Source organism: Mycobacterium sp. DL (assembly GCF_039729195.1).
Classification (GTDB): domain Bacteria; phylum Actinomycetota; class Actinomycetes; order Mycobacteriales; family Mycobacteriaceae; genus Mycobacterium; species Mycobacterium hippocampi_A.
Window position 1 is genome coordinate 1,932,372 of the sequence record NZ_CP155796.1, and the last position, 26,228, is coordinate 1,958,599.

The window sequence follows — 26,228 nt, forward strand, 5'->3', positions numbered from 1 at the left end:
CGCTATGTGCCCGATCCCGATGGGTGAGGAGGCTTTAGTCCTCTGTTTCCGACGCGTAGGTCACCGTCAGATCGACGCGGATTTTGCGACGGTGAGCAGTATCGACGAACCTTCGACGGCTTCGAGCGAGTGTCGCGAATCCGGCACGATGATCAGGTCTCCTGCCGAGCCCTCCCAGCTGTCGTCGCCGGCGACCAACCGGATGCGTCCGTGCAGCACGTGGACAGTGGCCTCACCGGGACTCTCGTGTTCGTCGAGCGCCTGACCCGCCTCGAGCGCGATCAGGGTCTGCCGCAACACGTGTTCGTGGCCGCCGTACACGGTATGGGCGCTGCGCCCGCTGGAGGCCCTCTCCGCTGCTGCCGTGTGCTCGCGGGCCAGGGCGGTCAACGAGATCTTGTTCATGTGCGACTCCTCGGTTGGGTCGTGCGGTAGAGCGCGGCACCTGCGGTGATTCCCGCGCCCGTCGCGACCAAGAGTATTCGGCTGCCCGGCGGGAGCTGGTCCGAAACGTCGTACAGCGCCCAGGGCAGCGCAGCGGTGTGCATCCGCTCGTCGTGCGCAACGACGATCCGTTCCACCGGGACTGCGAGGCGCCGGGCCAGTGCCGCGCGGTAACCGGCCCGCGGCGGCGCTGCGACGATGATGTCGATGTCGGACATCGTCAGGTTGGCCTCGTGCAGACAGCGACGGACCACTTCGGCGCCCGCCGAGGCGAAGTGTTCGTCCCGGTCGGTCGAGGCGCTGAACCGGAGCACATTGTGTGAGTCGTGAAGTCCCACCGTCGCGCGGAAGTTCTCGCCGTCGTCAGGCATGTTCATCCAGTGCACCCGACTGAGCCCGAGGTCGTCGTCTCTCCAGTCGCACAGCATCGCCGCCCCGGCGGGGGAGAACGGAAAGCCCTCGCTGCGCCCGTGGCCCGGATCAGCGTCGCTGGCCACGACAAGCGCGCAGTTGATGGTGCGGGAGCGCAGAAATCCGTCGATGATCTGCAGCGCGGTGAGCACCCCGCATGCGCCGTTGGCCACGTCGAACGAGAAAGTGCCGTGACCGTGGCCGTGCGGAACCTCGGTGTTGGCGCCGATGTCCTCCTGGATGAGTGCCGCAAGGGCGGGCTCGGCGAGATTGTGGTCACGGTAGATTCCGGCGTTGATCAGCAGGTCCACCTCGTCGGCGTTCCTCGAATCGTGATGCAGGCATGTCTTCGCCACGGCGACCGCGAGGTGCAGTGCGCTGTGCCGGGTGCGCCAATTGCCGCGGATCACCTCCACCCGTTCAACGACGGTGCCCATATCGGTTCACCAACTCCTCGTCGACGGTGAGCAGAACGACGCCGATCTCGAGGCCTGATGCCAAGGCGATGAGCGCGATGGTCTCCCCGGCGTGGATCCGCCCGGCTTCGAGTTCTTCGACCAGGGCGACGGTATGGGTGGTCGATGCGGTGTTGCCGTAGCGGTCCACGGTGATCACGGCGTCGTGCCGCGGAGCTTCGCCGAACGATGCGGTGACCGCCGCCATTCCCTTCCGTATTGCGCGGGCCGATGTCTGATGGGTGATCACGTGATCGATGTCATGCATGGAAATACCTGCGGCGTCGAGGATTTCGTGCAGCAGATAAGGTGTCGCATTGATGGCCGCTCGCTGGATCCCGCGGGAATCGGTGAACATCCGGGCGCCCGGATCGTTTCCTTTGGGGTATGCCAAACACAGTCTGCTGTAGTCAGCGACGGTGGTGAAACCGGCAAGGCTGATACCCGCGGAGTCGGCCGGGGCGCGTTCGAGCAGGAGCGCTGCTCCCGCATCACCCAGCGTGAGGCACGCCAGTTCCTTGCTCATGATGCTGCGGATGTGCCGGGCGGCATTCTGGCCCAGTTGGGAGATGTACTCGCCGCTGACCACCAGGCCGCGCTCCACCGTGCCCTGCCGGATCCAGTTGTTGAGAACGGTGACACCGGTGAGCATTCCAGCGCACGCATTGGACAGATCGAAGGTCATGGCGTGCCGGGCGCCGATCGCGCGGGCGACGGCGCCGCTCATCGTCGGCTCCACCCACTGCGTCAGGCCGTCCCGGAACTTCGTGATGCTGCAGCTGATCACGACGTCGAGCGCGGCGGCATCCTGCTGTGCCCGGTCCAGACAGTCCGACGCCGCGCAGGTAGCCAGACTGTAGGAGTCCTCGTCGCCGTCGACGACGCGGCGTTCGCGGATCCCGGTCAACCGCTCCAGATCGATGTGCGTGTTGTGACGTGTGGTCGCCATCAGATCGTCGGTGCTCAAATGAGTTGCGGGGAGATGCCTTCCCGCTGCCGCCAGCCGTGCGCGGTAGGGCGCTGGTGGCCCGGCCCCCTCCATGACCAGCCAGTGCCTGCTCATCGACAAACCTCCTGATTTTCAGGATCGTCGCAGACTGCGGCACCCAACAGAGCCTTTCGGCCCTAGGGGACGGGCAACCGGATGGCTACATTCGCGTGATGGCAGGTCCGATGAACGCACAGGTCGAGACCGTCCTGCGACGCTACGGCCGCGACGGAACGCGGTTGATCGACATCCTGTGGGACATCCAGCGTCTGTTCGGGCACATTCCCGACGAGTACCTGCCGCAGATGGCGGCCGCGCTGAATCGTTCTCCGGCGGACATCGCGGAGACTGCCTCCTTTTATCACTTCTTCCACACCAGGCCCTCGGGTCGGCACCGGATCTATCTGAGCAACACGGTCATCGCCAAGATGAACGGATATCAGGCGGTCTACGACACCCTCGAGCGGGAAACCGGAGTCACCTTCGGAGCCGCGGCGGGGATGTTCGGACTCTTCGAGACGCCGTGCATCGGCCTCAGCGACCAGGAACCGGCCATGCTGATCGACAACGTGGTCTTCACCCGGCTGACACCAGAGACGGTCGTCGACGTCATCGCTGCGTTGAAGGCCGGCAGAACCGCCGCGGCGATCGCGAACCCGGGCGGGTTGCCGGACGACCAGGTCGGCTACGTCGACCATCTGGTGGAGTCCAATGTCCACACCGGCGGGCCGGTGTTCTTCAGCGGGCAGGCCGATCACCAGGCGGTGCTCAAGCGGTGCCTCGGGGCGTCACCCGAGGAGACGATCGCCACGATCGCCGAGTCCGGTCTGCGCGGGTACGGCGGCGCAGGGTTCCGCACCGGGCTGAAGTGGCAGCTGTGCCGCGACGCACCGGGTGACGACAAGTACGTCATCTGCAACGCCGATGAGGGTGAGCCCGGCACCTTCAAGGACCGTGCGCTGCTGACCCGCTCACCCAAGGATGTCTTCCTCGGCATGGTCATCGCCGCCTACGCCATCGGCAGCAGGCACGGAATCCTCTACCTCCGTGCCGAATACATCTACCTGAGGAACTACCTGGAACGTCAACTCCAGGAACTCCGCGACAACGGACTGCTGGGCACCACCATCGGCGGGCAGCGGGGATTCGATTTCGAGATCCGTATCCAGATGGGGGCAGGCGCGTATGTCTGCGGCGAAGAATCCGCGCTCATCGAGTCCTGCGAAGGAAAACGGGGCACTCCTCGGCTGAAACCGCCCTACCCGATCCAGCAGGGCTATCTCGGTAGGCCCACCTGCGTGAACAACGTCGAAACCTTCGCTGCGGCAACGCGGGTGACAGAAGAGGGCGCCGAATGGTTCCGCCGCATGGGCACCACCGAATCGCCGGGAGCCCGTCTGCTGAGCATCGCCGGTGACTGCGGTCGGCCCGGCGTCTACGAGATCGAGTGGGGGATCACCCTCGACGAGGTCCTCGCCATGGCCGACGCCCGGGACGCTCGGGCCGTGCAGATCAGCGGACCGTCGGGGGAGTGTCTGTCGGTGCAGGCGGACGGTCGACGCCGGATCGCCTACGAGGACATCGGATGCAATGGCGCCGTCACCGTCTTCGACTCGAGCCGTGACCTGCTGGACTGTGTCAAGGACTACACCCGGTTCTTCGCCGACGAGTCGTGTGGCATCTGCGTGCCCTGCCGGGCAGGCACCGTCGATCTTCACGACAAGGTGGGACTCGTCATGGCCGGCAACGCCGTCCGCAGGGACCTCGACGAGGTGACCCGGTGGGGTGCACTGGTACGGGCGACCAGCCGGTGCGGTCTCGGGGCCACCGCGGCCAACCCGATCCTGACGAGCCTGGAGAAGTTCCCCGACATCTACCGGAGCAGGCTGCGCACCCAGGAATCCACCCTGTTGCCGTCCTTCGATCTGGATGGGGCCCTCGCCGGATACAGTGCGGCACAATCCGAACTGGAGACAGGCGGGACGCCATGAGCATCCGGATCGAGATCGACGGAGCCGCGGTCTCGACCGAGGCGGGTGCGACCCTTGTCGACGTCGCAGCCGACGCCGGCGTGTACATCCCGACGCTGTGTTACCTGCGGGGTGAACCGTGCCTCGGCACCTGCCGGGTGTGCGCGGTCAAGGTCAACGGCACGGTGGCCGCGGCCTGCACCGTCCATGTCACCGACGGGATGACGGTGGAGGTGGACGAACCGGACACCGCCGACATGCGGAAGGCACTGGTAGAGCTGTTGTTCTCCGAAGGTAACCACAACTGTCCGAGTTGTGAGAAGAGTGGACGCTGCACTCTGCAGGCGGTCGGCTACGAGGTGGACATGCTGGTGTCGCGCTTTCCCTACCGGTTCCCGGTCCGGGAGCGTGACCATGTGTCCGAACGGATTTGGCTGGAGCGGGATCGTTGCATCTTCTGCCAACGCTGTGTGGAGTTCGTTCGTGACGAGACCGACGGGCAGAAGATCTTCAGCATCAGTGGGCGCGGCAGCGAGTCACAGATCGAGGTCGACGCCGAGCGGGCCGATGCGATGCCCGTCGAACAGGTTCGGTATGCCGTGGAGATCTGCCCCGTGGGCGCCATCCTCGAGAAGCGGGTCGGTTTCGACGTGCCGATCGGCAGGCGCAAGTACGAGGTGAAGTCCGTTCGCGACCGGGCTCTGGACTCGGGGGACGGGCCGGGAGCCCCGTGACCGACGAGATGAGATCGGACGAATTGCCGACGACGCCAGCAGGTCCGGCGCTAACGGCGGACCGCGACGGCAAGATCGACGTGGCGATGATCAGCCTGTGCGGTTGCTGGGGCTGCACGTTGTCCTTCCTCGACATGGACGAACGGATACTCCCGCTGCTGACAACGGTCACCATTCACCGGTCGTCACTCACCGACATCAAGCGGATCACCCAGCGATGCGCGATCGGCTTCATCGAGGGCGGGGTCGCGAACGAGGACAACATCGAGACGTTGCAACACTTCCGGGAGAACTGCGACATCCTCATCTCGGTGGGCGCCTGCGCGGTGTGGGGTGGCGTGCCGGCGATGCGCAACGTCTTCGAGTTGAAGGACTGTCTGGCCGAGGCGTACCTCGATTCGCCGACCGCGGTACCGGGTGCCGATCGGCTCATCCCCTGTCACCCAGACATTCCCCGCATCACCACCAAGGTCCACCCCTGCCACGAAGTCGTCCATATGGACTACTTCATCCCTGGTTGTCCGCCGGAGGCCGACACGATCTTTGCGGTGCTCGACGACTTGATCCACGGGCGCCCGGTCGCGCTGCCGCGCTCGCTGAACCACTATGACTGATCCCGGAGGCCACGTGTGAGCAGAAAGATCGTCATCGACCCCGTCACCCGCATCGAGGGCCACGGCAAGGTGACCGTGAACCTCGACGACGACGGCAACGTCGTTGATGCCCGACTGCACGTCGTCGAGTTCCGCGGATTCGAGAAATTCGTTCAAGGCCACCCGTTCTGGGAGGCGCCGATGCTGATGCAGCGGATCTGCGGGATCTGTTTTGTCAGCCACCATCTGTGTGGGGCCAAGGTACTCGACGACATGATCGGTGCGGGCGGGCACGGGGGGATGGGCGTGACACGAACCGCCGAGAAGATCCGTCGTCTCGGTCATTACGCGCAGATGCTGCAATCACATGCAACGGCCTACTTCTATCTGGTGGTGCCCGAGATGATGTTCGGGATGGATGCCGCGCCCGAGCAGCGCAACCTGCTCGGTCTGATCGAGGCCGATCCCGCGTTGATGCGGCGGGTGATCATGCTGCGCAAGTGGGGCCAGGAAGTGATCAAGACCGTCTTCGGCAGGAGGATGCACGGCATCAACTCGGTGCCCGGTGGAGTCGACAAGAATGTGAGCCGTGCCGAATGCGACAGGCTGCTCAACGGCGAGGAGGGACTGCCGTCGATCGACGAGGTCATCGACTACGCCCAGGAAGGCCTTCGGCTGTTCTACGAGTTCCACGACACGAACCGAAGTGCGGTGGACGCCTTCGCGCACGTTCCGGCACTGAACATGTCGCTGGTCGGCGCCGACGGGGATGTGGACTACTACCACGGTGTGCTGCGCATCGTCGACGAGGAGAAGCGCGTCGTCAGTGAATTCGACTACCACGATTACCTTGATCATTTCTCCGAAGCGGTGGAGAAGTGGAGCTACATGAAGTTCCCCTTCCTCAAGGATCTCGGCCGGGAGAAGGGCTCCGTGCGGGTGGGTCCACTGGCGAGGATGAACATCACCAAATCGCTGTCGACGCCGCTCGCTGCCGAGGCGCTGGAACGCTTCCACGCCTACACCGGTGGTGCAGCGAACAACATGACTCTGCACACCAATTGGGCACGGACCATCGAGGTGCTCCATGCCGCCGAACTGATCGAAGGATTGCTGCACGATCCCGACCTGCAGCGCGACGATCTGCTCGTCACGCCGGCGGCCAGCGCGTGGGTGGGTGAGGGAGTGGGCGTCGTCGAAGCTCCTCGCGGCACGCTGCTGCATCACTACCGCGCCGGTGAAGAAGGTGACATCACTTTCGCCAACCTCATTGTGGCCACAACCCACAACAATGAGGTGCTCAATCGCACGGTGCGCTCGGTGGCCGACGACTACCTGGTGGGTCATGGCGAGATCACCGAAGGCATGATGAACGCCATCGAGGTCGGAATTCGCGCATTCGACCCCTGCCTGAGTTGCGCGACGCACGCCTTCGGGCAGATGCCGCTGATCGTGACGGTGCGTGATCCTTCTGGGACTGTGATCAACGAGCGGGTCCGGTCGTGAACCTCGACGCATTCGACGACGACGCCTGTCTGATCTATGGGATCGGCAACGTGGGCAGGCAGGACGACGGGCTGGGTTGGGCTTTTGTCGATTGGCTCGAGGCACACCGCCGATGCGGGAGCGCGGAGAGACAGCGCAGCTATCAGATCCTGCTCGAGGACGCCGAGCTGATCAGTACCAAACGCCGGGTGTTGTTCGTCGACGCCACCAAAAGCGATGCGGTGCAGTCATTCACAATGTACCGCGCGGCGCCGATGATGGACTTCACCTTCACCTCACACGCCATTTCCATCCCCGCCATCATGGCGGCCTGCCAGCTGTGCTTCGAGCGCGTGCCCGAGGTGTACGTCCTGGCGATCAAGGGATTCGAGTTCGAACTCGACATCGGGTTGTCACCCGCGGCGCAACGGAATCTGGACGACGCGGCGGCGTATCTGTCGTCTGTCTCGTCGCGGCACAGGGATCCACACGTGGAGCGGCAACACGCGCCGTGAGCTAATTGGTCGGTGGTGGTTTGGGTTGGTAGGGGTGGTACCACTTCCATTGGGCGCGTTCGCCGGTGGGTCCGGGGTAGGGGTTCACTGGTGGTGGTGGTGTGGTGGGGGGTCGGGCCAGGGACCGGTTGGTGAGTGGTTGGCCGGTGTGGTCGGTGACGACCAGTCGGTCGGCGGGGCCGGTGATGGTGATCAGCCCGCGGTGATGGGCGCGGTGATGGTAGGGGCAGACCAGCGCCAGGTTGCACAGCTCGGTGAGGCCGCCGTCTTCCCAGTGCCGCAGGTGGTGGGCGTGCAGGCCGCGGGTCGCGCCGCAGCCGGGGACCACGCAGCAGCGGTCGCGGTGTTCCAGCGCCCGGCGCAGCCGCCGGTTCACCGTGCGGGTGGCCCGCCCGGCGCCGATCACCTGGCCGTGGCGTTCGAACCACACCTCACACGTCGCGTCGCAGAGCAGGTACTGGCGGTCAGCGTCGGAGAGCAGCGGTCCGAGGTGCAGGGCGGCGACGTGGGAGTTGGCGTCGACGTGGATCACCGCGGTGGTGCGCTGTCCGTGTGGGCGGCGGGCCACCTCGGTGTCCCACCCGGCCTCGATGAGACTCATGAACGCATCGATGGTGCTCGGAAACGGCGGTGCCTGATCTGACGCGGGTTCGGCGGTGTCGTGGTGGTGTTTCCAGTCGGCGACCAACCCGTCGAGGTGCGAGGCCAGGGCGGCGTCGACGGTGGCGGCTTCGGCGTGGGGGAGACGGATCCGGTAGGTGGTGTGGGTGTGGTCGCTGATTTTGCTGATCGTGCGTTCGGGTTCGGGCGGGGGCTGCGGTTCGGACTCACCATCGGGATCGGGTTCGGGTGTGGGGTCGGGTTCGGGTCGGGGTTCGGCCCGCAGCGCGATCCGCAGTTGGGAGACCGTGGCGCTCTCGGTCAGCAGCGCGTAGTGGTCATCGGAGCCGTCGGCGGCACGTTCGGCGATCACACCGACCTGATCGAGGGAGAACCGGCCCTCGCGGAGCGCGTCGAGGCAGCGCGGGAACGTCTCGACCCGTTCGGCGACGGTGACCAGGGTCTCGGCGTTGTGCGGGGAGGTGCCCAGTTTCCAGGCCACCAGCGCAGAGACCGTTTTGGCGCCGGTCGTCGCCCACAGCCCGTCGCGGTCGATCTCGGCGACGATATCGACGATGCGCCCGTCGATCGCATTCCGTTGCCCGGCCAGCTCAGAGAGTTCCTCGAACAACACCTCCAGCCGCGCCCCCCGGGGCGGGCTCGGGATGAAACATGGTGCAGCCGAGGACATGACACCATCATCACAGACAGGTCCCTCATTTAGCCTTGGTGTGAGTCCACGGGCAGGTCCGAGGGTCCGACCGGGACACTTGGTGATCCCTGAGATTTGAGCGGCCTCCCGTGGACTTCGGTGTCTGGTCGTGCGGTGTCCTTGTTCGGGAACTTGGAGCCACCCGTGGGTGTGGATTCCTGCTTAGAGAATGTCTGGGCCGTGGCCGCGGCGGTCAGTCACCTGAGGATCTGAAAATGTTAGGGCAGGAGGGTTTTGCAGTGGCATTGACGTTGGGAATCGACGTCGCGGTTCGGGCTGCGCACCAGGCGACCTTGGCCCGTGACGGGAAAACGGTGTGGCGGGGCCGCAAGTTCTTGACCCGCCCTGACGATCTGGAGCGGGTGTGGGCCGATGTGGGTGTCGAGGATCCGGCTGAGCTGACGGTGGTACTCGAGCCGACCAGAAACGCCTGGATCGTGGTTGCCGAGTGGTTTCGCCGGCGCGGCGCGAAGGTGGTGATGGTGCCGACCACGCAATCGGCGGACCTGCGCAAGTACTACTCCAAGCACGCAAAGAACGACCGAATCGACTCCGAGCTTTTGGCCCGGCTGCCGCTACTGCACCCGGAAGGATTGCGTCCCTACACCGGACAAGGCCCAGCTGACCCGTTGCGGCGGCTGACGAAGCAGCGTTCCACGATGGTCAAGCGCCGCACCGCGGTCTATGCCCGCCTCGACGCCCTCATCGAGCTACTGGGACCAGCCTGGTACGCGGTACTGGGCTCGAACTACGGCAACGCCGCGCTGCAGTTTCTGGCGCACTACGCCGATCCGCACGCCGTCATCCGGCTTGGCCAGGCCCGGCTGACCAGGTTCCTCATCGCCCGCTCGCGTGGCAATTGGCGTGAGGACCATGCCGCCGGACTGATCGCCGCGGCCAAGGAAACCCTCGCCCTGTGGAATGTTGACGGCACCGATGGAATGAACTTCGCCGAACTGGCTGCTGACATCGCCCACGAGGCCGAACAAGCGCTGTTCTTGACCGGCCAGATCAAAGAGATCGACGAACGGATCGCCAACCTCTACACCGACGCCGACCCGCAGGGCATCGTCGCGTCCGCACCCGGGGTCGGAGCCACCATCAGCGCGGTCATCGCCGGCCGGATCGGCGACCCACACCGGTTCACCTCCCTCGCGGCGATCCGCGCCTACTCCGGGCTGGTCCCGAAAGTCAGCCAATCTGGAGTGGTCAAGTCCGAGTCGTCGATCACCAAGGCTGGCGACCCGCTGCTACGCGAAATGCTTTACACCGCAGCCGATCAGGCACGCAAAACCGATCCCCAGTTCGCCGCGAAGTACCACCGCCTGATGGCCGGAGACCGCCACCACGACTCAGCGATCTGCCACCTCGCCACCATGCTGATCACCCGCATCGCCACCTGCATGCGCAACGACACGCCTTACCAGCTGCGCGATGTCGACGGCACCGCGATCACCGAATCCGAAGGCCGCGCCATCGTCAAAGAGCGCTACCAACTCGATCCGCGCCGACGCGACCACGTCCGCCACAAACTCATGCGCGACCGACGCAAAAAGGCGGGCCAGGAGTCACAGGAGTCGCCAGGCGCTCCAACATCCCAGCCCGCTACACACAAGCCTACGACGAGTCCTCAAGTAGCTTGACTCCAGTTAGGAACTCAAGTCCGATCCGCCAGCAGCCGACAACCACACGCCGGTCATCAGCCTGGGAACCGGATCGTCGTTCCCGGCATCAGTTCGACGACCTCACCGTGACACTCGACTTCGATTCCGGCCGCGTCGCGGGGATCCACGCTGATGATCACACCCTTTCCGCTGACCCGCAGGTGCAGGTGCAGACCGCGATAGTGGATCGGTATCGCCAACACACCAAGCTGTTTCGGCCAGTAGGGCGAGAGGATGATCCGATTGGAACGGGTCTCCAGCCCGGTGAAGCACCGCTGCATGAGGTCTACGGTTCCCGCCATGGCCGCCAAGTGGATACCCTCGGACGTGGTGCCGCCCTGGATGTCGGACACATCGGACTTCAGAGCCTGGGTGAAGAATTCCAAGGCCCGATCGCGGTTCGCCCGAGCGAGCACCCAGGTGTGCACAACGCCACTGAGCGTCGAGCCGTGGGAGGTGCGGGCAAGGTAGTAGTCCACCATCTGCGGTACCTGTTCCGGCGTGAGCCGATACCCGAGCCGGGCGAGTAGCTCGCGGAGTTCGTCAGCGGACAGCAGGTAGAGCAGCATCAGTGCGTCGGCTTGCTTGGACGCCTTGTAGCGGTTCACGTCGTCGTGTTCCGCTTCAAGGATGCGGTCCAGCCGTTGAATGTTGCCGTACTGGCTGCGCAGACGTTCCCAATCCAATTCCGCCAGATCGCCATAGCCCTCGAACTGGCTGATCACGCCATCGTGGAACGGGACGAACATCCGCCGGCTCACGTCGTCCCAATGTGCGAGTTCTGCACTGTGCAGTCCCAGCGTCTCCATCAGGTCGAGGCGGTTCGGCAACGGCAGTAGATTCAGTGCGTCGAGGGCGCGCATGATGACCCACACCGCCATCACGTTGGTGTAGGCGTTGTTGTCGATCCCGTCGTAGGGGGCGTGGGGATAGCCGGAGTGGAACTCGTCCGGGCCGATGACGCCGCGGATGTCGAAGCGTGCGCGCTCGTCGTCGTAGGTGGCCAGGCTGACGAAGAACCGGGCGATCTCGGCCAGCAGTTCGGCACCGTAGTCGATCAGGTAGGCGAGGTCACCGGTGACCTGGTAGAACTTCCACGAGTTGTAGGCCACGGCGATACCGATGTGGTGTGCACGGGCACTGGCGTCCGGATTCCAGTGACCGCTGCGCGGATTCAGGTGCAGCCGTTGACTTTCCTCGCGGCCGTCGCTGCCGGACTGCCACGGGAACATCGCGCCCGAATGACCTGCGGCACGGGCAGCGTGTCTGGCCTCCGGCAACCGCCGGTAGCGGTAGCCCAGCAGCGATCGGGTGACCATCGGCAGCCTCAGGTTGAGCACCGGGAAGATGAACAGTTCGTCCCAGAAGATGTGCCCGCGGTAGGCCTCGCCGTGGAGTCCCCGGGCGGGAACCCCGGCATCGACGTCGGCGGTGTTCGGCGACGCGGTCTGCAGCAGGTGCAGCATGTGCAGCCGCAGGATCCGCACTTCGTCGGTGAAGTCGTCGAACTCGATCGACAACCGCTCCCACAGATGTGTCCACTCGGTCAGGTGTCCGTCGAGCAACTCGGAGAACCTGCCGAGCCGGGCGATCCAGCGGTGCGCGTCGACACCGGGTCCGGAGGTCGCCACGTCGCGGCCCGTGTAGACGGTCACCACCTTCTCGACCGACACCGACTCACCGGAGGACAATCGCACTGCGATGTCGTGGCCGATCTCGGCGTCTTCGGTGAACAGGCGGTAGGTGGCCGGTACGGGTTCACCGTCGCGCCACAGCGTGTTTCGTGCGGCCATGGCGACCGGAACGCGCGATTGTGTGGTCTGCACGGTCAGCAGGACCGAGTTGGTCGAGAGCTCACGGGCGACTGCCGACCCCAGATGCCCGCCGTCCAGATCCCGGTAGCGCTCGACGAGCGAGTTGGTCACGTTGCCGTCCAGTGTGGAGCGGAACTCGAGTATTCCCGACCAGTCCTCGGCGACGATCGTGGTCTCGAGGGCGCCTACGTGGGGCAGGTGCATCGCCGCGAATCGCCGTTGCGTCAGCGAGCTCGTCCGGCCCACGTCGTCACGAAACCGGACCTCCCGGTGTAGAACTGCGCCGCGAAGATCGAGTGCCTGCCGATAGGACAGCACGGTGACCGCATCGATGTCGAACCACTCGCCGTCGTCGATGCGGAAGGTCAAGGCGAGCCAGTTCGGCAGGTTCACCAGGCTCTCGTTGTCGATCTCGGTCCCTGACACGTCGTCGACGAGCCGGTTGTACACGCCGGCTGCGTAGGTGCCCGGATAGTGCACCTGACCGGCCTTCGACTCGGGCGCGGCACCGCGGGTGGCGAAATAGCCGTTACCCACCGTGCACAACGCCTCGCGGAGCTTCTCGTTGTGCGGATCGTATCCGTCGAAGACGTAGTCCCAAGCCTCGCTCGAGACCTGATGTTTGTACGCCAGCCAACGCGAACCGCGTTCGATGAACTCGCGCACCTGATCCGGGTCCTGGAGTGTGAAGTGGGCGGCCGTCTTGCGGTCACCGTCCTCGTCGTGTCCGACGACGATGCCGACGCCGTCGAAGCGGACGGCGTCGAACGCGTCCTCGTCGGTCAGGTCGTCGCCGATGTAGATCGGCATCAGCGAGCGTGACGCGTCGATGCGGTCGCGTATCCACGCCAGGGTGGTTCCCTTGTCCCAGTCGAGGTCGGGACGCAGCTCCACGAGCATCCGCCCATTGGTCACCCGCAGGCCCGACTGCGCACCCACCTGGTGTGCGGCGGAGACGATCTCACCGACGAGGTCCGGCTGCACCTCACGGAAGTGGACCGCCACCGCAAACCGCTTGTGCTCCACTCGTACGCCCGGAACATGGTCGAGACCGTGGGTGAGTTTCCCGGCCGCCTTCTCCAGGATGGGCACGAACACCGCAGCGGCATCGTTCTGGTGATGGGTGCCGTCCGGCCCCGTCAACTCGAACCCGTGGCTGCCCGCATACCAGATCCCGGGAATGCCGACCCGGGCCTGTATGTCCGCGAGGTCCCGACCGCTGAGGATGGCCACCGGGCACACCGTGGATACGAGTCGCAACGCTTCGGCGGCTCCCTCGACGAGTCTGGCCGCATCGGGGTCCGAGACGATGGGGGACAGCGTTCCGTCGTAGTCCAGGAACAACATCGACTCGCGGGCACTGGTGATGCCGATCAGCTGACCGTAGGACGCCAACGCATTGGGGAGCTCCGAGATCCGTCGGTGACCCGTGAGTACGGCGACGTCGGCCAGGTCGGGCAGCACGACGTCGGCGCCGTGGCGGGTCATTTCCCCGGACGCTGCGGCGCCACCGATTCCGATGACGAGCGCGAACCCGCCGGCACGGCCGGCGGCAACACCCGCGACGGAATTCTCCACGACCACACACCGTTGCGGTCGCAGACCGAGTCGGCGCGTCGCATCCAGAAGTATGGTCGGATCCGGGTTTTCGGGGGTTCCGCGTTCGCCCGCAACCCCCTCGATGCAGACCCCGAACACGTCGTCGACCCCCGCCGCCTTGAGGGCGCGCCGGCACTCAGGGTTCGACGAATAGGCCGCCGCAGCAACGCCTGTAGCACGCAGCTTGGCGGCCAGGTCGATGGTTGCGCCGAAGAGCGGCACGTCGCTGCTCAGAACCCCGTCGAGATCGAAGAGCACCGCGTCGTGATGACGCGGGTCGATGGTGACGGGCAGCTTCATCGGGTCGGCACGGGTTGGCGTTCCAACTCCAGAACCTGACGCGTGGTCTTGACCACGGTGTCGGGGTTCAGGCTCATCGAGTCGATGCCGATCCGGACCAGGTACTCGGCCATGTCCGGGTAGTCCGACGGGGCCTGTCCGCACAACCCGGAGTGAATGCCGTTGCGGCGACAGCCCTCGACAGCCAAACGGATCATCTCTTTGACACCCTCGTCGCGTTCGTCGTAGTCGAAGGCGACGATCTCGCTGTCCCGATCTACCCCCAGGGTCAACTGGGTCAGATCGTTGGAGCCGATGGAGAAACCGTCGAAGCGTTTGGCGAACTCATCGATCAAGATGACGTTGTTCGGGATCTCGCACATCGCGTAGATCTGGAGTCCGTTCTCGCCGCGTTTAAGACCCAGGTCTGCCATCGTCTGCAACACCAGATCGGCTTCGGCGACTCGCCGGACGAACGGGAGCATCAGGATGACATTGGTCAATCCCATCTCGTTGCGAACCCGTCGCATGGCAGCACATTCCAGCGCAAATCCCTCGGCGTAGGCCGGGTGCGCGTAGCGCGAGGCGCCGCGAAATCCGATCATCGGGTTGCTCTCGGACGGTTCGAAGCTGTGCCCGCCGATCAGGCTGGCGTACTCGTTGGACTTGAAGTCCGACATCCGTACCACCACGGGCTTGGGCCAGAACGCGGCGGCGATGGTGCCGATCCCCTCCGAGAGGCGCTCGGTGAAGAACTCGCTGCCGTCGGCATATCCCCGGATGAGGCGGTCGATCGTCCGGCGTGCGTCTTTGTCGCCCACCCTCTCCGGGTGCAGCAGAGCGAGCGGGTGAACGCGGATGTACTCGCTGATGATGAACTCCATCCGGGCCAGTCCCACACCGTCATTGGGTAGGAACGACGTCTTGAAGGCGAGGTCGGGGTTGCCGAGGTTGAGCATGATCTGCGTTCGGGGCCGGGCAAGGTCGCCGACCTCGGTACGGTCCACGTGGAAACCCACCGCGCCCTCGTACACCCGGCCCGTGTCACCCTCGGCGCAGGAAACGGTCACCACCGCGCCGTCGGGCACGCAGGTTGTGGCGTCCCCGGTGCCGACCACGGCGGGGATGCCGAGTTCGCGCGCGATGATCGAGGCGTGGCAGGTGCGGCCGCCGCGGTTGGTGACGATCGCCGCGGCGGTTTTCATGACCGGCTCCCAGTCCGGTGTGGTCGTGTCGGCGACCAGCACCTCGCCAGGCCTGAATTCTTCGAGCTGCGTGAGGTTCTCTATCCGCCGCGCCGCACCGGAGGCGATCCGCTCACCCACCGAGCGTCCCTCGGTGATGACCTCGCTCCTGCCCTCGAGCACATAGGTTTCCAGCGCTGTGACACTGTGCTGGGAGGCCACCGTTTCGGGTCGGGCCTGGACGATGTAGAGCTGGCCGTCGAGACCGTCCTTCGCCCACTCCATGTCCATCGGTCTGCCGTAGTGCGCCTCGATGGAGCAGGCATAGCCCGCCAGTTCCAGTACGTCGGCATCGGTCAGGCAGAACCGGGCGCGGTCGGATTTCGGGGTGGGAATGTTCCTCGTGGTGTTCTTGGTCTCGCCGTCGACGAGGATCATCTTCACGGCCTTGTCGCCGAGGAGGCGACGCAACACGGCGCGGTGACCGGCGAGATAGGTCGGCTTGTGAACGTAGAACTCGTCCGGATCGACCGCGCCTTGGACAACGTTCTCGCCGAGGCCGTATGCGCCGGTGATGAAGACGGTGTCCCGGAAACCCGATTCGGTGTCGAGCGAGAACATCACTCCCGAGGACGCGATGTCGGAGCGCACCATCTTCATCACCCCGATCGACAGCGAGACCTTGAAGTGGTCGAAGCCCTGGTCGATTCGGTAGTGGATGGCCCGGTCGGTGAACAGGCTGGCGAAACACCGCCTGCAGGTGTCGAGAAGACTCTCCTCGCCCTTGATGTTGAGGTACGAGTCCTGCTGGCCGGCAAAGCTTGCGGTCGGCAGATCCTCGGCCGTCGCCGAACTGCGTACCGCAAGGCTCACGTCCTCGCCGTACTCGCGCTGCAGCGCAAGGTAACCGGCCAGGATCGAGGCGGCCAGGTCGTCGGGTAGTCCGGCGCCGTAGACGATCTCTCTCGCACGTTTGGCTTTCCGCGCCAAAGCGGCGACGTCGGCGGGGTCGATGTCGTCGAGTTCGGCATGCAGGCGGTCCCATGCACCGGCCTCGTCCAGCATGTGCCGATAGGCGGCAGCGGTGACGGCGAATCCGTGGGGGACGCGCACGCCCTGATCGGAGAGCTTCTGGAACATCTCACCCAGCGACGCGTTCTTACCGCCGACGAGTGGCACGTCATCGATTCCCATGTCTTCGAAGAAGCGAACGAATCCAGACGTATCCATGACATGTCCTCCTGAGCGCGGCATCGGTGCCGCGCCACGCCCCAAACCTTCCACAACCGCCAGACGGGACACAGGGTCGAAGGTCACTCGCACAGGTGATTCCTCGACAACGAGTTCATCTGCCGCCGAATGCTTTACATCGACGGGCCGCGGGCGGTCAGGTCGATGGGCTCGGCAGTGGTGTCGAACAGCCGCTCGACATCGGCGCGAGTGCAGGCAGCTGTCCCAGGTGTCATCAGCATGGCTGCGCCCGCGGCGATACCGAACCGCAGCGCCTTCGGCAGCGCCCACCCTCGGCTGAGCCCGCAGGTGATCCCGGCGACCATCGCGTCACCGGCACCAACACCGCTGCCGGGTGGCACGGCGACTGCCGGGTAGCGCTGGGCGCCGTGCGCGGTGACCAGCAGGGCGCCCTGTGCGCCGAGCGAGACGACCATGTTGCGGGCGCACCCTCGTTCGATCAGTTCTCGGGCGGCGGCCACCTGCTCGGCCTCGCCGGCCAACGCCCGGCCGACACATTCGCGGAGCTCGCGGATACTCGGTTTGAGCAGAAACACCGTTCCGCCGGTCAGATGCCGCAGGCCGCTTCCGGAGGCGTCGAGGATCAGTGGAGTGTCGATCCGCCGGCACACCTCGGCGACCCGGTTGTAGAAGTCCGGTGACACCGCGGGCGGCAGACTGCCGCTGGCGACCACAAAGTCCGCTGCGGCCGCGACCTCACCCAACTGGTCCAGACACGCCGTCTGCTCGGAAGCACTGAGGACCGGCCCCGGCAGGACGAACCGGAACTGGCGCTCGGTGCGGCGTTCGTTCACCGTGAAGCTCTCCCGGGTCGGCTCGGTGATCCGGATCCGACGCGATGGCAGACCCGCGGCGTCGAGCATGTCGGTCACCGAGTCGCCACTGGCGCCGCCTGCGGGGAACAGTGCCAGCACCGACGCACCGAGCGCATCCGCTACCCGGGCGACGTTGATACCGCCACCGCCTGGGTCGTAACGCGCTGAGCCGCAACGCATCTTCTCTGTCGGCATCACCGTGTCGGTGTCGGTGGTGATGTCGAGTGCCGGGTTCATCGTCAACGTCACGATCCGCGGGCCTACGCCCGGTGTGTCTGCGGTGGTGGTGTCGGCCATCCGTGGCGTCACGACGATCACCCGCCTTCCGTTCGGCTTCGACCCTAGGTGCGGCATCCGGCCCGGTGAATGGCCGGAAGTCCCTCAGGTGGCGCCGTAGGGCCCGAGTGCGTTCCCGGTGACCACGGCGGCCCCAACGACGTTGTCCCCGCGGTTTGAGGACTTGCGGCCCTGCCGTGACGCCGCCGGGTGGCGCAGTGTCGTCGCATGGAGCATCTGAGCACGCTTGATGCGAGCTTTCTGCAGGCCGAGGACTCCGACCCGCACGTGAGCCTCGCCGTGGGTGCGGTGTCGATCATCGAAGGTCCGTCGCCTGACTACGACGACCTCGTGTCGGCGTTCGCCGACCGCGCGCGGCACATTCCCCGCTGCACCCAGGTCGTGCACACTCGGCCCTTCGACCTCGCCGCACCCGAGTGGGTGGAGGATCCGCACTTCGACATCGCGCACCACCTGCATCGTGTCGCGTTGCCGGTGCCGGGCGGCGATGCCGAGCTGTTCACGATGATCGCCGGCATCATGGAGCAGCGACTCGACCGCGACCGGCCGTTGTGGGAATGCTGGATCATCGAGGGTCTCGGCTCGGGCCGGTGGGCGACGCTGATGAAGATCCACCACTGCATCGCCGATGGCATCGCCACTGCTCAGATGCTCTCGAAGTTGAGCGACGACGGCGCCGGTGAGAGTTTCGCCGGCGACATCCGCGCTGCCAGGGAACCCGAACCGTCGATTCTCGGCCTGCTCCGGCCGAGGCTCAACCCGGTGACCTGGATGAGCGACGCGTGGCGGGCGACTGTGGCCGCAACCAGTGCGGCCGAACACGCTGTGGTGGGAGCTGCGGAGTTGACGGCGCACGTGCTCGTCGCCGGTCAGGAGTCGTCGCTGAACGGGCCCGTCACCAGGATGCGGCGCTACAGTGCCGCGCTGGTCGACCTGGCCGTCATGAAGCAGGTGAGCCGCAGCTTCGGGGTGACACTCAACGATGTCGCGCTGGCTGCCATCACCAGCAGTTACCGGACCATGCTGCTCGACCGGGGTGAATCGCCGGGGCCCCATGCATTGAGAACGCTGATCCCGGTGTCGATGCGATCGGCCGATCACTTCGACATCACCGACAACCGGGTGTCGGCGATGCTGCCGTTGCTGCCGGTTGACGAACCCGATCCCGTCAAGCAGTTGGAGATCGTGCACCGGCGGTTGAGCCGCGCCAAGGACAGTGGCCAGCGGGAGGGCGGCCGAGCCGTGTTCGCCGCTGCCGGGAACATCCCATTCGCGCTCTCGGCGTGGACGATCCGACTGCTCACCCGGCTGCCTCAGAATTCCGTGACGGCGCTGGCGACGAACGTCCCGGGCCCCCGCGGCCGGCAGAGGGTATTGGGGCGCGAGGTTCTGGAGATCCTGCCGATACCGCCCATTGCGCTCCATCTGCGCACCGGCATCGCCATGCTCAGCTACGCGGGCCGGTTCTCCTTCGGCATCACCGCCGACTACGACAGTGCACCCGACGTGGACGTGCTCGCCCGGGGGATCGAAGACGCGGTGCAGCGGTTGGCAGCACTCGGCCGAGGCCGAGGCGGCCTCACACCCCCAGACGGTGCAGCCCGAGTGGATGTCGGTGCCAAGTGACCGAGTTCATGCGCCACAGCGATGCGTTCACCTGGGCGATGGAAGCTGATCCCCAGCTCCGTTCGACGGTGGTCACGGTCATCCTGCTCGGCAGGTCGCCGGACTGGAACGAGGTACGCAGTCGCTTCGATGTCATCGCGCGCGCGGTGCCGATGCTGCGACAGCGGGTCGTCCAGTCCCCGCCACCTGCGCCGCCGAGGTGGGAGCAGGCACCGGATTTCGACCTCGACTTCCATATGCGCAGAGTGACCGCGCCCGTGCCAGGCACCATGGCCACGGTGCTGGAGATGGCGCGGATCGCGGCGATGGAGGACTTCGACCGGGCCCGCCCACTCTGGGAGGCCACGCTCGTTGATGGGCTCGAAAACGACGGCGCGGCGCTGGTCCTGAAGTTCCATCATGCTCTGACCGACGGCGTCGGCGGCGTCCAGATAGGCATGATGCTGTTCGACCTGTCGGAAGTCCCGGACAAGCACGGGCCGGTGGCGGCGATGCCGCAGGTGCCCGAGCCGCCGTGGCTGCGCGGCTACCGCGACACCGCGCGCTACGACGCACGATTGGTGGGCGATGCGCTGTGGGGCACCGTGAAGGGCGCTCCGAAGTTGTTGTCCCGCAGCATCGTGAATCCGGTGGACACAGTGTCCTCGGCGGCCGAGTTGGCCGCATCGATATACCGGACCATACGCCCGGTGAACCGCAGGGGCTCGCCGCTGATGAGTGAGCGCAGCATGATCCGCAGGCTCGGCGTGCACGAGGTCCCGTTCGGCCGGCTTCGGGCCGCCGCCCACCACGGTGGGGGTGCGTTGAACGACGCCTTCGTCGCGGGGGTGGCCGGAGGGTTGCGCATTTACCACGAGAAGCACGGCGTCCCGGTGGGCGACCTCCACCTGACGATGCCGATGAGCCTGCGCCGTGAGGGCGACGAGATCGGCGGCAACCGGATCACCATCATGCGGTTCGACGTCCCGGTCGGTGTGGCCGATCCGGTGGAACGAATCCGCCAGATCCACGACATCACAGGCAAAGTACGGCAGGAGAAGTCGGTGCCCTACACCCAGTGGATCGCCGGTGCGCTCAATATGATGCCCCGGTGGTACATCGGCTCGATCCTGCGCAACGTCGACTTTCTGTGCAGCGACGTCCCCGGGATCCCGGTGCCGGTATTCCTCGGTGGCGCAAAGGTTGTGACTCAGTATGGATTCGGTCCGACCATCGGCTCGGCCGTCAACGTGACGTTGTTGACCTATGTCGATGTGTGCACGCTGGGTATCGACGTGGACACCGCGGCGATCCCGGACTACGACGTGTTTCACGCGTGCCTTGTCGCCGGTTTCGACGAAGTGTTGGCGCTGGGTTCAGGCGTATCCTGACGACCACCGGCTGGTGTTGCAGGATCGGCCCTGTGCTTGATCCCCAACAACATCCCTCGGGTGAGCAGCGCGACCATCGGGCCGGCCAGTTCGACGCCCAGCACTTCGCCGGGGTGCCGCAGCCGGGTGCGGGTTCGGATCAGCAATCGACAGCGATCCTCCCAGCGGGGAAGCAGGTGGAACGACCACACGGTGTCCCACGGCATGCCCGGTCGGCTACCGCGCAGCACCAGCAGGCTGCCGTCGACGACCTGATCGACCGTCAGGGTGAGCCCGTGCCGCAGGCCCAGCCAGCCGCTGGGCGTCAGTCGAATGGTGTCCCCGGGGGCGAGGTGCTGCCACTGGTGATGAATTCCGTCGGCCTTGGCGTGGTCCGGGCCGATCAGCACTTCGGCAATGCCGGAGCAGTACAGGCCGCCGCGGTCCAGACCGATCTGCACCAGCCAGGGCCAGACGTCCGACGGTGGCGCGTCGATCCAGATCCCCTCGGTGGACTGGACTGACGGACGCCGGATCAACTCGTCGCCAGGAAGATTCATCCGGCACTCTTCCTTCGTCGTGCCCCAGTTGCGGTAGTAGCTGCGCGCCGCCCAGAGGATCGTGACCGCGCCGACGATCCGCACCATGTTGTTGTTCATGAGCAGACTCTGCGCTCGCGGCCGCCGGCCGACTAGGGCCGGTGGTCCCTGTTCGAAGGACACCGGACGAACGGCTCTTCACAGCGGGACTTCGGTCCCTAGTCCCCGGTGGCACCGCAGCGCATGGTGACAGTGGCGACACAATCGGGACGGAGTACCCAGATGACCCGTACACGAGAATCCCTGCATCGAGCACCCCGGCGGGTGTTTCGTGATCGCCGAGAAGCCGGCCGGGTGCTCGCCGACCTGCTCAGTGCCTAGCGCGATCTGGACGGCGTCGTCGTCCTCGGCCTTGCGCGCGGCGGCATCCCCGTCGCGTGGGAAGTGGCAGTAGCTCTCGGCGCTCCACTCGATGCCTTCATCGTGCGCAAACTCGGGGCGCCCGGCCACGAAGAGTTCGCCATGGGTGCATTGGCCAGCGGTGGACGTGTCGTCGTCAATGACGATGTGCTGCGCGCGTTGCGGGTGACACCCCAGCAACTGCGTGACGTCGCCGAACGCGAAGGGCGAGAGTTGATACGGCGCGAGGCCGCCTACCGCGGGGGCCGCCCGCCGATCGAGGTTGCCGGTAGGACAGTGATCCTCGTCGACGATGGGCTCGCCACCGGCGCCAGCATGCTGGCAGCGGTGCAGGCACTTCGAGAGGCGGAGCCGGCGCAGATCGTGGTAGCCGTGCCTGCCGCCCCGGAGTCGACCTGCCGTGAGTTCGCCGGTCTGGTCGACGACGTCGTGTGCGCCACGATGCCGACGCCTTTTCTCGCGGTGGGGGAGTCGTTCTGGGACTTCAAGCAGGTCAGTGACGAGGAGGTCCGCGAATATCTCGCCACTCCGACGGTGGGCGTCGCGACCTCGCGGATGCGGATGAAGGAGACCCCCGCGCAGGTGATCGATCGCTGCGCGGTGGACGCCCCCGGTGGTGTGCCCCCGGCAGAGGCACTCGAAGAGATCATCGGCGATGCTCGAATCGTCCTGATCGGCGAGAGTTCGCATGGCACAGAGGAGTTCTACGCGGCGCGGGCAGCGATCACGAAGTGGCTCATCGAAGACAAGGGCTTCTGCGCCGTTGCCGCCGAAGCGGACTGGCCCGACGCGTACCGGGCGAACCGCTATGTGCGCGGACTGGGTGACGACACCAACCCGGACCAGGCGCTGAGCGGATTCGAGAGGTTCCCGGCCTGGATGTGGCGCAACGTGGTGGTGCGAGACTTCATCGAATGGCTGCACACTCACAACCGTCGGCAGCGCGAGCGCGGCGAGCGCCAAACGGGCTTCTACGGACTCGACCTCTACAGCCTTCATCGCTCGATGCAGGAAGTGATCGGTTATCTCGCCACGATCGACCCCGTGGCGGCGGCCCGGGCACGTGACCGGTACGCGTGTTTTGACCACGCCTCCGCAGATGATGGGCAGGCGTACGGGTTCGCCGCGGCCTTTGGCGCCGGACTGTCCTGCGAGCGTCAGGCCATCGATCAATTGGTCGAGCTACAACTCAACGCAGTCGAATACGCGCGTCGCGACGGCCTGCTCGCCGAGGACGAGATTTTCTATGCCCAACAGAACGCGCAGACCGTCCGCAACGCGGAGGTCTACTACCGAGCGATGTTCGGTGGTCGCGTCACATCGTGGAACCTCCGGGATCAGCACATGGCCCAGACTCTGCACGCCCTGCTGACCCACCTGGGACGCGGCTCGCAATCGGAGCCGGCCCGGGTCGTGGTGTGGGCCCATAATTCTCATGTCGGAGATGCCCGGGCAACCGAGGTGGGATCCGACGGCCAGCTGACGCTGGGGCAGTTGGTGCGGGAACGGTACGGTGCGGACTGCCGGCTGATCGGCTTCACCACGTACACGGGCACTGTCACTGCGGCCAGTGAATGGGGGGGAATCGCCGAGCGCAAGGTCGTTCGCCCCGCCCTGAACGGCAGCGTCGAAGAGCTGCTCCATGAGACCGGCAGGTCGGAATTCCTTGTTTCGGCAGCGATCAGCCACGCTGCGGCCGATCCACTCGATGTCGTCAGGTTGGGTCGGGCCATCGGGGTGATCTACCTTCCGCAAACCGAACGGCAGAGCCACTACTACCACGTCCGACCGGGCGAGCAGTTCGACGCGATCATCCACATCGACAGGACGCGGGCGCTGGAGCCACTCGAGGTGACGAGTTCATGGTCAGCGGGCGAGACGCCCGAGACGTATCCGACCGGATTGTGATGCCGCAGAGACGAAAAGGCGTAGGTCGCCGATATCGGGGACCTTGGACCCTGCACTCTGCGCCGCTGCACTCCTAGCGTTGACCCATGGGTGAACAGAGACCGGTGCTCGCGGGGCTGATGGCGGCAACCGGTGCGGTCGGGCTGTATCGCTACGTGGTGCGGCCGTGGATGTATCGCTGGGGCGCTCACGACGACGAGCTGACAGCGGTGCTGCCCGGTGACGAGCTGGTGGCGTCGGGCGGGCCCAGGACCACCCGTGCGTTGACGATCGACGCGTCTCCTGGGCAGGTGTGGCCGTGGCTGGCGCAGATCGGCGAGGACCGCGGCGGGTTCTACAGCTACTCGGCTCTGGAACGGCTCGTCGGCGCACAAATTCACAACGCGGCCACCGTTCACCCGGAATGGCAGGACGTGAGGGTCGGCGACACCATATGGCTGGCGCGTCGCTACGGTGGCGCTGCCCGGCAGTTGGTGGCGGCCGTGGAACCTCGGTCGCATCTGGTGTTGATGTCGCCCGACGACTTCGAGCGGATGGGGCAGGGGCTCCTCGCCAGCGGCGCGTGGGGGTTCTACCTGCGCGACACTGCAGGATGTACCCGCTTGCTGGTCCGGGGCAGCGGTGGTGCGGTCGGCAATCCCGTGTTCGACATCCCGCACTTCGTCATGGAACAGAAGATGATGCGTGGGGTCCGCGCCCGGGCCGAGCAGACGCGACGGGACGCGGTGGCGGCACACGGTGTGGTTGCCGCCGACCGTGCACCGAGCGCCGCGGTCGGCGGAACCGCCGCAGCAGCAGAATCGCCAGACTCTCACGCGACACAGAGGTGTGGTGACACACTGTTGTCGTGACCGACAGGTCCGATGCAGACTCGGCTGTGCACCCGGTGCGCGACACCCTCTCTCAGCTCCGACTTCGTGAACTCTTGAGCGAGGTGCAGGACCGTGTCGAGCAGATCGTAGAAGGCCGGGACCGACTCGACGGGCTCGTCGAAGCGATGCTGGTGGTCACCGCAGGTCTCGAACTCGACGAGACGCTGCGCACGATCGTGCACACGGCGATCGATCTGGTCGACGCCCGCTACGGGGCGCTGGGTGTGCGTGGCCATGACCACGAACTCGTCGAATTCATCTACGAGGGAATCGACGGGGCGACGCGTGAGGAGATCGGGCACCTGCCCGAGGGGCACGGCGTGCTGGGTGTGCTGATCGACGACCCGAAACCGATCCGGCTCGACCACATCTCCCACCACGCCGCATCAGTGGGATTTCCGCCGCACCACCCGCCGATGCAGACGTTCCTCGGGGTGCCGGTCCGAATCCGCGACGAGGTGTTCGGGAATCTGTACCTGACCGAGAAGGCGGACGGGCTGCCATTCAGTGAGGACGACGAGGTGCTCGTCCAGGCTCTGGCCGCGGCCGCCGGTATCGCGATCGAGAATGCGCGACTCTACGAACAGTCCAAGATTCGTCAGGCGTGGATCGAGGCCACCCGCGACATCGGGACCGAACTGTTGGCAGGGACCGATCCGGCGACCGTGTTCCGGCTGATCGCCGATGAATCCCTGGCGCTCAGCGGCGCCGTACACACCTTCGTTGCGGTCCCGTCGGACCCCGAGTTGCCGGTCAGCGAAACCATCGATCTCGTCATCTCGGCAACCGCGGGTGACAGCCCGGATCTGGACGTGCGCGCGATACCGGTGGAGGGGACGGTGATCGGAGACGCCTTCGTCGGGCGCACGCCGGGACGATTCGACGGTGTGGACCTCGCCGGCGACGCGACGAAAAGTGGTCCGGCGTTGGTGCTGCCGTTACGCGCAACCGGGACCGTCATCGGGGTACTCGTCGCGCTGCGGCCTCCCGGTGCCCAACCGTTCACCAGTGAGCAACTCGACATCATGGCTGCTTTTGCAGACCAGGCGGCGCTGGCGTGGCAGCTGGCCAGCACCCAGCGTCAGATGCGCGAGTTGAGCATCCTGACCGATCGTGACCGTATCGCCCGCGACCTGCACGACCATGTGATCCAGAGGTTGTTCGCCGTCGGGCTGGCCCTGCAGGGGACGATTCCACGAGCACGCTCGACCGAGGTGCAACAACGGCTCATGGGGTGTGTCGACGATCTGCAGGAAGTCATTCAGGAGATCCGCACCGCGATCTTCGATCTGCACGGCTCGTCGTCGGGCGTCACCCGGCTGCGCCAGCGTCTGGACGAGGCCGTCGCTCAGTTCGCCGGCGCCGACCTCCGTACGAGTGTGCAGTATGTCGGTCCGCTGTCGGTTGTCGATGCCGCGCTGGCCGATCACGCCGAAGCGGTTGTCCGCGAGGCTGTCAGCAACGCGGTCCGGCACGGAAAGGCCAGCACCCTCACCGTCAACGTCGTCGTCGAGGACGAGTTGTCGATCGAGATCAGCGACAACGGCTGCGGTCTACCGGACGAGATCACCGGCAGTGGCCTGACCAATCTGCGTCTGCGTGCCGACGATGTGGGCGGCACCTTCAGCGTCGAGAACTCACCGGGTGGCGGCACGGTGCTGAAATGGTGTGCACCGCTTCCCTAGGCGCTGAATGCGGCCCGCA

The 26,228-nt window shown here is 65.8% G+C and carries 18 protein-coding genes and 1 pseudogene; 11 read left to right on the forward strand and 8 right to left on the reverse strand.

Annotated elements, in window-relative coordinates; translation table 11 throughout:
* Positions 1-66: 66 nt before the first annotated feature.
* From ABDC78_RS09315 to ABDC78_RS09325, 3 genes are read right to left on the reverse strand one after another with little or no spacing between them, the layout of a single operon-like run.
* Entirely contained in the window at positions 67-405 is a 339-nt protein-coding gene (locus tag ABDC78_RS09315) for a cupin domain-containing protein (RefSeq protein WP_178356800.1), read from the reverse strand.
* Positions 402-1,292 carry a 3-oxoacyl-[acyl-carrier-protein] synthase III C-terminal domain-containing protein gene (locus ABDC78_RS09320; RefSeq protein ID WP_178356799.1) on the reverse strand — a complete coding sequence of 297 codons (891 nt, stop codon included), beginning with the start codon at positions 1,290-1,292 and terminating at the stop codon, positions 402-404. The genes ABDC78_RS09315 and ABDC78_RS09320 overlap by 4 nt, the downstream gene beginning before the upstream one ends.
* Positions 1,276-2,373, reverse strand: coding sequence for a 3-oxoacyl-[acyl-carrier-protein] synthase III C-terminal domain-containing protein (locus ABDC78_RS09325; protein WP_178356798.1), 1,098 nt, complete (start codon positions 2,371-2,373; stop codon positions 1,276-1,278). The genes ABDC78_RS09320 and ABDC78_RS09325 overlap by 17 nt, the downstream gene beginning before the upstream one ends.
* 98 nt (positions 2,374-2,471) lie before the next feature.
* On the opposite strand from ABDC78_RS09325, the gene ABDC78_RS09330 reads away from it, so the two are divergent.
* Genes ABDC78_RS09330 through ABDC78_RS09350 form a run of 5 tightly spaced genes read left to right on the forward strand, consistent with a single transcriptional unit; the run spans position 2,472 to position 7,595 of the window.
* On the forward strand, positions 2,472-4,289 hold the full coding sequence (locus ABDC78_RS09330) for an NAD(P)H-dependent oxidoreductase subunit E (RefSeq protein ID WP_306172884.1): 1,818 nt from the start codon (positions 2,472-2,474) through the stop codon (positions 4,287-4,289).
* Complete coding sequence (locus tag ABDC78_RS09335; protein WP_178356797.1) at positions 4,286-5,002, forward strand: 2Fe-2S iron-sulfur cluster-binding protein; 717 nt, start codon at positions 4,286-4,288, stop codon at positions 5,000-5,002. The genes ABDC78_RS09330 and ABDC78_RS09335 overlap by 4 nt, the downstream gene beginning before the upstream one ends.
* A complete protein-coding gene (locus ABDC78_RS09340; RefSeq protein WP_347133409.1) occupies positions 4,999-5,616 on the forward strand; it encodes an NADP oxidoreductase in 618 nt (205 codons plus the stop codon). Before ABDC78_RS09335 ends, ABDC78_RS09340 begins: the two co-directional genes overlap by 4 nt.
* A gap of 15 nt (positions 5,617-5,631) precedes the next feature.
* On the forward strand, positions 5,632-7,101 hold the full coding sequence (locus tag ABDC78_RS09345) for a Ni/Fe hydrogenase subunit alpha (RefSeq protein WP_178356796.1): 1,470 nt from the start codon (positions 5,632-5,634) through the stop codon (positions 7,099-7,101).
* On the forward strand, positions 7,098-7,595 hold the full coding sequence (locus tag ABDC78_RS09350; RefSeq protein ID WP_178356795.1) for a hydrogenase maturation protease: 498 nt from the start codon (positions 7,098-7,100) through the stop codon (positions 7,593-7,595). Before ABDC78_RS09345 ends, ABDC78_RS09350 begins: the two co-directional genes overlap by 4 nt.
* A gap of 1 nt (position 7,596) precedes the next feature.
* Here the strand turns inward: ABDC78_RS09350 and ABDC78_RS09355 are convergent, their stop codons facing one another.
* The gene (locus tag ABDC78_RS09355; RefSeq protein WP_178356794.1) at positions 7,597-8,886 is read right to left on the reverse strand and encodes an HNH endonuclease signature motif containing protein; all 1,290 of its coding nucleotides are present in this window, start codon (positions 8,884-8,886) and stop codon (positions 7,597-7,599) included.
* A 260-nt stretch (positions 8,887-9,146) separates the two neighbouring features.
* Here ABDC78_RS09355 and ABDC78_RS09360 point away from each other — a divergent pair, with 260 nt between their 5' ends.
* Positions 9,147-10,550 (forward strand): IS110 family transposase, encoded by a 1,404-nt coding sequence (locus ABDC78_RS09360; protein ID WP_347133411.1) that lies wholly within the window; start codon positions 9,147-9,149, stop codon positions 10,548-10,550.
* A gap of 56 nt (positions 10,551-10,606) precedes the next feature.
* Here the strand turns inward: ABDC78_RS09360 and otsB are convergent, their stop codons facing one another.
* The 3 genes from otsB to ABDC78_RS09375 all read right to left on the reverse strand — a co-directional run bounded on the left by otsB (position 10,607) and on the right by ABDC78_RS09375 (position 17,810).
* Positions 10,607-14,284, reverse strand: coding sequence for a trehalose-phosphatase (gene otsB / locus ABDC78_RS09365; RefSeq protein ID WP_178361968.1), 3,678 nt, complete (start codon positions 14,282-14,284; stop codon positions 10,607-10,609).
* Positions 14,281-16,677, reverse strand: coding sequence for a phosphoenolpyruvate synthase (gene ppsA / locus ABDC78_RS09370; protein ID WP_178361969.1), 2,397 nt, complete (start codon positions 16,675-16,677; stop codon positions 14,281-14,283). The genes otsB and ppsA overlap by 4 nt, the downstream gene beginning before the upstream one ends.
* Positions 16,678-16,811: 134 nt before the next feature.
* Positions 16,812-17,810, reverse strand: coding sequence for a 1-phosphofructokinase family hexose kinase (locus ABDC78_RS09375; protein ID WP_178362357.1), 999 nt, complete (start codon positions 17,808-17,810; stop codon positions 16,812-16,814).
* Positions 17,811-18,017: 207 nt separating this feature from the next.
* On the opposite strand from ABDC78_RS09375, the gene ABDC78_RS09380 reads away from it, so the two are divergent.
* Positions 18,018-19,436, forward strand: coding sequence for a wax ester/triacylglycerol synthase family O-acyltransferase (locus tag ABDC78_RS09380; RefSeq protein ID WP_178361970.1), 1,419 nt, complete (start codon positions 18,018-18,020; stop codon positions 19,434-19,436).
* Complete coding sequence (locus tag ABDC78_RS09385; protein ID WP_347133412.1) at positions 19,433-20,806, forward strand: wax ester/triacylglycerol synthase domain-containing protein; 1,374 nt, start codon at positions 19,433-19,435, stop codon at positions 20,804-20,806. The genes ABDC78_RS09380 and ABDC78_RS09385 overlap by 4 nt, the downstream gene beginning before the upstream one ends.
* On the opposite strand, the gene ABDC78_RS09390 is transcribed toward ABDC78_RS09385, so the two are convergent.
* Complete coding sequence (locus ABDC78_RS09390; protein ID WP_178361971.1) at positions 20,746-21,444, reverse strand: SRPBCC family protein; 699 nt, start codon at positions 21,442-21,444, stop codon at positions 20,746-20,748. The genes ABDC78_RS09385 and ABDC78_RS09390 overlap by 61 nt on opposite strands.
* 162 nt (positions 21,445-21,606) lie before the next feature.
* On the opposite strand from ABDC78_RS09390, the pseudogene ABDC78_RS09395 reads away from it, so the two are divergent.
* The 3 genes and pseudogenes from ABDC78_RS09395 (at position 21,607) to ABDC78_RS09405 (ending at position 26,209) form a co-directional block, all read left to right on the forward strand.
* Positions 21,607-23,652: pseudogene (locus tag ABDC78_RS09395) on the forward strand (erythromycin esterase family protein).
* A gap of 86 nt (positions 23,653-23,738) precedes the next feature.
* Positions 23,739-24,503, forward strand: coding sequence for a hypothetical protein (locus ABDC78_RS09400; protein WP_256736480.1), 765 nt, complete (start codon positions 23,739-23,741; stop codon positions 24,501-24,503).
* Complete coding sequence (locus tag ABDC78_RS09405; protein ID WP_178361972.1) at positions 24,500-26,209, forward strand: GAF domain-containing protein; 1,710 nt, start codon at positions 24,500-24,502, stop codon at positions 26,207-26,209. Before ABDC78_RS09400 ends, ABDC78_RS09405 begins: the two co-directional genes overlap by 4 nt.
* Positions 26,210-26,228: the final 19 nt, after the last annotated feature.